Genomic DNA, 7,047 nt, shown 5'->3' with positions numbered 1-7,047 from the left:
AGCTGGGCTGCGGCACCGGCAGCCTCACCATTCCGCTGGCCGAGGCTGGATATCAGATGACGGGAATTGACCTGTCCCCGGATATGCTTGCCGTGGCGCGCCAGAAGATGGAGGACCGCCCACGGGGACGCCGGTTTATGCGGGAAGGCAGCGTCCGTTGGATTAGACAGGACATGAGAGAATGGGAGCTGCCGGAGCCGGTGGATTCCGTGATCTCATTCTGCGACAGTCTGAATTATATACTCGAAGAGAGCGATATTTCGGCCGTGTTCGGGCGCACCTTCAAGGGACTGAAGCCCGGGGGCAGCTTTCTCCTTGATGTTCACCATCCCCGCACGCTGGTTCGCTACGAGGAGGAGCAGCCTTTCATTATGGATGATCCTTCGGTATCCTACATTTGGACCTGCGAACTGGACGCGCCGAGGACCGAAATTGAGCATCATCTCTCCATCTTCGTCCAGGAAGAACGAGAGGGCGACCGGTATCGCCGGTTCGAGGAGACGCATGTGCAGCGCGCCTACGACCCGCAGTGGATGGAGGCGGCGCTCCTTGAAGCCGGATTCCGCGAGGTGCAGGTGTATGGCGATTTTGAATGGCGACCGGCGGGGGATGACACGCAGCGGCTATTCTATGTGGCTGTAAAATAGAGCGCAAAAAAGGATATTCCCCGGACCGCAGATTGCAGCCGATGGAATATCCTTTGTCTTCCCGCCTTTACCGATGCTCAATCAGGTCAATGGCGCCAAGCACAATATGCGCCAGACCGAAGCCAAGTACGCCTGTCGCAGCCAGCTTATATCTGCTTCCAAGCAAGGCGGCTCCTGAAGCGGATACGACAGTTCCAAGAATAGTGGGAATCAAACCTTCGCGCATTTGATACACTCCTTCTCGTTGGTGTGGAAGACGAAGCTTAGTGTGTGTCCGCAGCGGGGGAATTATGCGGCAGCGGGAGTCTTGGCCGTTGACAGTTATAAGCAAACAACGCTCCGGAAGACGGATGTTTCGTTTCTTCCGGGGCGTTGTTTGGTATGATCCGGTCAGCTTATGTCCGTCACGGCTTGGCTGAAACCGTATCAGTCTCTTGGACCTCATGAATATTGTACAGCACGCGGGCCAGAAGATCCTGTCTGTAATTGCCGAAATGCTTGCCGTATAGCGTCAGTCCGCGCTTGTTGACCAACTTGTCAGTAACGGCGATGCGGAAGATCAGGTCGCTTTTGTAATCCAGCTTCATATCAGCCAGAGTGATATTCGAAATGCGTGAGCCATCGATAAAGCTTCCGTCATCATTGATGCGGATCAGCTTCAGCATCCCGTATTGATTCAACTGGGGAGGCCACCAATCGGGATTGAACGTACCGCGTGCATCGCCGAAATCACCGGGGCTGGTCCAGAAGCCAAGCGGGGCGCCGTTAAGATAAAAATAAATATCCGACGGATAAATATCGGAGTGGCCGGGCGCCTCCGAGCCAAGCTCCAGGGAAAGCTGGATTTCACGGAAACTCTGGTTGGGCTTCAAATAATTCGGAATCCGGTATTCCAGAAACCCGTCAGCCATCCAGATGATCTCCGAATGAACCCGCCCCGGGTCGGCAAAATAGCGGGGCTCGTCGAAATCCCCGATCAGGCCATCCCTGGTCGCAAGACCGCAGGTCGGAACGGCGGCATAATTGCTGTAATGCCCGACCGGAATCTCCACCTCGTACAGATTGTCAGCATTCTGGCTGCGAAGCTCGACCATCAGCCGGTCTTTATTCAAGTAGCATACCTTCTGGATGCCATGTTTGCCGACGGAGGTGTTAATTTCAATAAGACCGCTTTCCTCAAGCTTTTTAATATGCATTGTGATCGCGCCGTTGCTCAATTTCAGCCGTTTGGCGATTTCATTCAGGTTCAGCTGCGGGTTGGAGGCAAGCATCTCCAAAATGTGTATCCGGATTTCGGAGCTAAGCGCCTTGAAAATATCAATTCCGCTCATCAAGTCTTTGATATAGATCATGTTCAGCAATCTTCTCCCAGTGACTTTGTGAAAACAATATATTTTAGATTATCATAAACTTATTTTGGTAAAAAAGAAAGCTGCCGATATTTAGCTGCAATAGCACAGCTGCAAACAGACGAAAAACGGGCCGAACAGGAATCCTCCCTGTTCGGCCCGCAGTATGTGTTGACTAATCCTGAAGAGAGGGCTTAAGACTCTCCTGCTTGGAGCCGTGCTTTTTTTCCCACATCGCTTCGATTTCTTCCAGAGATTTGCCTTTGGTTTCCGGAATCACTCCCCAGGTAAAGAGGAAGGTAAACAGGGAAGTCGCGGCAAAAATCCAGAATGTGATGGCAGGTCCCGCAGAAGCAAGCATCGGCGGGAAGGATTGGGAAACCGCGAAGTCGGCTCCCCAGAGTGCCATTGTGGCGACTGCCGTGGCAAGGCCGCGAATCCGGCTCGGGAAGATTTCGGACAGGATAACCCAGACAACAGCCCCGAGCGAAATGGCGAAGGCCGCAACATAGACCAGAATACAGATCAGGACAATCGGTCCGTCCGTACGCCCGGTATGAAAAGCAAAGCCGATGATCCCCAGGCTTAGGGTCATGAAGAACGAACCCGCCAGCAGCAGCACCTTGCGTCCCAGCTTATCGACAAGCCAGAGGGACAGCGCGGTGAAGATCAGGTTGACAAGCCCGACCATAATGGTCTGAGTCAGGGAACCGCTCGCTCCCGCTCCGGTCTGGCGGAAGATTTCCGGCGCGTAGTACATAACGGCGTTGATACCCGTAATTTGCTGGAGCATGGCGACGATAATGCCGACGATCAGCACCGTACGCAGGGCCGGCGTAAATCTCCGGCCGGATGCGGCCTTGACTTCCTCGTCCTGTGCAAAGCCCTTCTTGATATCAAGCACTTCTTTCTTGGCAAGCTCTTCTCCGTGAATCTTCAGCAGAATAGGCAGAGCCTCCGCAGCTCTTCCTTTCTTGATCAGCCATCTCGGGCTTTCGGGAACAAGGAACAGAAGAGTCAGGAACAGTATTCCTGGCACGATGCCGGTTCCGAACATGATGCGCCAGCCCGTGGAGACGTCCCAGGCGTCATTGCCCATGCCGGATACGCCGAAGGCCAGGAAGGAGCCTAGAAAAATACCGCTAACCGTTGCCATCTGGTTCATGGCTACCAGACGCCCGCGGAATCTCGCGGGGGCGATTTCCGCATTATAGAGCGGGCAGAGCGTCGATGTAATACCGATGCCAATGCCCTCGATCATGCGGGCCGCAATGAAAAGGTCCAGCGACGGGGAGAGGGCGGAGACGAAAATCCCGGCGGTATACAGAACCGCAGCCGTGATCAGCACTTTCTTTCGGCCGAAGCGCTCACCCATCGAACCGGATATCGCCGCTCCGGCCATACAGCCGATAATCAGGCAGGATACCGTCCAGCCAAGCATAAAGTCGCCAAGCTCGAACCGGGTCCGCAGGAACCCGTTGGCCACCGACATTACCGCCGTATCGAATCCGAATAAAAAACCTCCCAAGGCCGCGACCATGGATACAAGAACAACAAATTTTATACTGGTCTCCGACTCGTTGGCCGAATGTTGCAACATAGTGCTCATATCATTTTCCCCTTTCCATCTGTACGCATAACAGCGGTGACCGCCGTAAAAGGAGCGCAGCAGTTGCTTCTCTATTGAATTATAGCATCACCTCCGGTCATACAGAGGAGCTATCCCCTGCACGATTTTGTCCTCTTTTGCGCACTTCTTTAAGATGGGGTGTGAATGGCAAGGGGGAATGTCGATAGTAGTATTATCTTGTCCTCCAGGCACAAAAAAATCCACGCCTGACGGCATGGACGGTGCTACTGAATTTGTTCGCGATATTCGCTGGGGGTGACTCCGGTCACCTTTTTGAACACCCGGCTGAAATAATTCGGGTCCTTGTATCCCGCCAGGTAGCAGACTTCCTTAAGGCTGAGATCGCTGGCTGCAATCAGTTCCTTGGCTTTGCCGATTCTCAGGCCGGTCAGATAATCGATAAAAGTCGCTCCCGTCAGCTGCTTGAAGATTTTGCTGAAATAGAAGGGGTTGAGATGCACATGGTCGGCGACCTCCTCCAGCGACAGCTCCTCCGTGAATTTTAGGCCGATGTAATGCTTCGCCTTGTCCATCACGCTCATCGTCTGCTGTTCCCTTTCCTGCCGTATGCGCTGAAGCGCGGCGATTACATAGGGACCGTGGCCCGCCTGATTGACCGCCGCCGGATTCCTGTTGGTAAAATCGAAGTCCTCCTTCTTCAAATCCCCGAAATGGCAGATTTCACCGTTGCGCGCGCCGAGTGTGGAGGCGAACACAGCTTCAAAGTAGGACTCATGAAGGCCTTCAGCGCCTTCTCGGACCGTGCCGATTCCGATTGCCGCAGAATGTCCGAAATGCTGCTCTGTGTGGGAGCGCAGCATCTCTCCGTAATGATGCACTTCCTTGTTAAACTCCGTTTCCTCCATATCCGGCGGCATCCGGAGGAAGACGGCGACGTGACGGTCGATGATGGAGCTGGAAATCGAGCTGCCGAAGGTTCGGAGAAGGCTGTGGATGACATTGTATACTTTCTGCCTTCCGATATTCAATTCATCATGAAAAGCCACGACGAGTCCGAGTCCCCGGTCAAGCGGGAAATCAAGCCATTCGGAAAGCTGCCGGCTCTCTTCATCGGCGGCTTTGTTCATCATGAGCAGCAGGGCAAGCTCGTTCTCGGCGAGCGGCATCAGCTGGGACATCCGGTCACGCATTTCCAGTTCTTCCTCGCGTCTGGCTTTTTCCTGATTCAGCTCTTCCACCAGTCGTTGCAGCAGGGACACCAGCTCCTCGCGCTTGGCAGGCTTTACAATATATTCCTCCACCCCAAGGGAGATGGCTTCCTTGGCATAGGCGAAATAGTCATAGGCGGTCACGAGCACCAGCTTGGCGCCCGGCATCCGCGTCTTGATCTCCTTGAGAGCCTCAAGTCCCTGAATGCCGGGCATGTTGACATCCATGAAAATGATATGGGGCCGGTGCTCCTCGGCGAGACCGATGGCCGCTCTTCCGTTCTCCGCGTGAATAATCCTGAATGTATCCGGCATGGCCCGGCGGACAATCCACTCCAATCCCTCTCGCTCAAGCGCCTCGTCATCTGCTATCATCAGCCGATACACTGCTCATCCCGCTCCTTCCCGCCGGAATATTTAGTACCACGGTCGTTCCTTTCCCCGGCTCGCTGGCGATTTGCACCAGATCGGTCCGCCCGTAGACCAGTTCCAGCCTTCTGAATACATTACGGGTGCCAAGACCGGTGGAGGGGGCCTGGAGCGGTACCTCCGCAGGCGGCTCTTGCGTCCGGTTCAGCAAGGAAGCCCGTATATTCTCGGTCATCCCTATGCCGTTATCATGAATAACGATTTTGGTGGCCGAGACGCCGCTGTATACGGACAGGGAGATGACCGCTCCGCTCTCCATATGGCCGGTGCCGTGTATGAACGCATTCTCGATGATAGGCTGTATGGTCAGGGAAGGGACCCTGATGTCCAGCGCTTTCTCATCGATATCGAGCAGGAAGGTTACCCGGTCGCGGAATCGGGTCTGTTGCAGCCTGATGTATTCCTTCACATGCTCCAGTTCATTGCGCAGCGGCACCTGCCGGTCCAGATTCTGCAGATTGTAACGCATGAAGTTGGACATCGAGACAATCAGATCGCTGGTCTGTTCCGCCTCCTCCAGCAGAGCAAGCTTCGATAAAGCATTAAGCGTATTGTATAAAAAGTGAGGATTGATCTGGCTCTGCAGCGCTTGCAGCTCCAGCGTCTTGACCAAGCGCTCCTTCTCGGCGATATCCCTGTCCTTGGCGATGGATTCCTTCAGCCCCGCCAGCATCCCGGTGAAGGCTCCGGACAGGGCGGCAAGCTCGTCCTTGCCTCCGGCTGGAAGGTCAGGGTCCAGATTGCCCCTGGACACGGATTTCGCCGAGCGGACCAATGCGCTGACGGGAACCGTGATGCTGCGGGAAATCCAGACCGCGACCACGACGCTGAGCGTCGTACCCAGAGCGAACACGGCGACGCCCAGCTTGTAGAGACGCGCATTTTCCGCCTGAATGCTCCGGAATACCGGACGGTAATGGTCCAGCTCCCCTTCCACTAGCCGCTGTCCCTCGTCCCGGATAAAGGAGACGGTCCTTTCGGCTTCGAGATAATGCCCGAACGCTTCCGAAGCCTTGCCGTTCTCTGCGGCGGCGAGCGTCTGCTGCTCAAGCGACAGCAGGGTGCGGATCATATTCCCGTATCCGGTCAAGGATGAGGTCAGGGGCGGGGCGGCGCCTGTATCCACCAGGCTCGAATGCAGCCCCGACAGGTAAGTAAGCTTCCGGGTCGCCTGTTCCTTCGAGTCTTCCGCAGGGTGAAGCAGATAGGAGTACACCGCCTTGAGGCTGTCCTCCGACGCCCCGGTCGTCTCTTTGTATTTGAGAATCCGGCCCATAATGAGATCATAGCTGTCCTGAACGATTGTCCCGCTCTGGAACAAGAAGTAGGTTACCAGATTCATCAGCAGAACGAGCAGAGGGATGAAGATCAGCAGTTTGCTGCGAATACTCATGGCGCATCCTCCCCGGCAGGCTGTGCGGAGCCGCTGCCATCAAGCAGGCGGATAGACGTATAACTGACGTCCGGCACGGATTTCCCCTGAAAATAATCATGGAGCAGAGCTATGGCCGTGCTGCCCATTTCCAGCGGCTGCTGGACGAGGGTCAGCTGAATTCCGCCGCTTCGGACCGCTTCCTTTGTCTCGTCCAAATCGTCAAAAGCGAACAGCAGCCGCTGGGTCTTAAGCTGCCGCACCGCGTCCAGCGCTCCAAGGCCGTCCAGGGCGCTGAATCCGACGACCGCTTTCAGATCCGGATAGGCCGCAAGCAGGCTCCGGGTCTGTTCGGAGGCCTGAAGCCGCGATATATCGGACGTCCGGACGTCCGCGATTTTCATTTCCGGGTAGTTCGCGATAATGCTGCGAAGCCCCTCCAGGCGGAGCC

7 protein-coding genes are annotated in these 7,047 nt (G+C 55.4%); 1 reads left to right on the top strand and 6 read right to left on the bottom strand.

Going from position 1 to position 7,047, the window contains the following annotated elements:
• The coding region (locus tag L692_RS0123875) for a class I SAM-dependent DNA methyltransferase (RefSeq protein WP_025702462.1) at nucleotides 1-647 on the top strand (647 nt) is incomplete at its 5' end.
• Between the two features lie 67 nt (nucleotides 648-714).
• On the opposite strand, the gene L692_RS0123870 is transcribed toward L692_RS0123875, so the two are convergent.
• The 6 genes from L692_RS0123870 to L692_RS0123845 form a co-directional block, all read right to left on the bottom strand.
• Entirely contained in the window at nucleotides 715-873 is a 159-nt protein-coding gene (locus tag L692_RS0123870; RefSeq protein WP_025702461.1) for a hypothetical protein, read from the bottom strand.
• A 178-nt stretch (nucleotides 874-1,051) separates the two neighbouring features.
• Complete coding sequence (locus tag L692_RS0123865; protein WP_025702460.1) at nucleotides 1,052-1,999, bottom strand: ArsR/SmtB family transcription factor; 948 nt, start codon at nucleotides 1,997-1,999, stop codon at nucleotides 1,052-1,054.
• Nucleotides 2,000-2,171: 172 nt separating this feature from the next.
• A complete protein-coding gene (locus tag L692_RS0123860; RefSeq protein ID WP_025702459.1) occupies nucleotides 2,172-3,605 on the bottom strand; it encodes a sugar porter family MFS transporter in 1,434 nt (477 codons plus the stop codon).
• Nucleotides 3,606-3,850: 245 nt separating this feature from the next.
• A complete protein-coding gene (locus L692_RS0123855; RefSeq protein WP_025702458.1) occupies nucleotides 3,851-5,182 on the bottom strand; it encodes a response regulator transcription factor in 1,332 nt (443 codons plus the stop codon).
• Nucleotides 5,157-6,617 (bottom strand): sensor histidine kinase, encoded by a 1,461-nt coding sequence (locus L692_RS0123850; RefSeq protein WP_025702457.1) that lies wholly within the window; start codon nucleotides 6,615-6,617, stop codon nucleotides 5,157-5,159. The genes L692_RS0123855 and L692_RS0123850 overlap by 26 nt, the downstream gene beginning before the upstream one ends.
• A partial coding sequence (locus tag L692_RS0123845) for a substrate-binding domain-containing protein (RefSeq protein WP_025702456.1) occupies nucleotides 6,614-7,047 on the bottom strand: 434 nt, incomplete at its 5' end. The genes L692_RS0123845 and L692_RS0123850, both read right to left, overlap by 4 nt.

It is taken from the genome of Paenibacillus forsythiae T98, from assembly GCF_000520735.1.
In the GTDB taxonomy this organism is placed as follows: Bacteria; Bacillota; Bacilli; order Paenibacillales; family Paenibacillaceae; genus Paenibacillus_AQ; species Paenibacillus_AQ forsythiae.
This window is presented reverse-complemented; position numbering and strand designations above follow the sequence as displayed.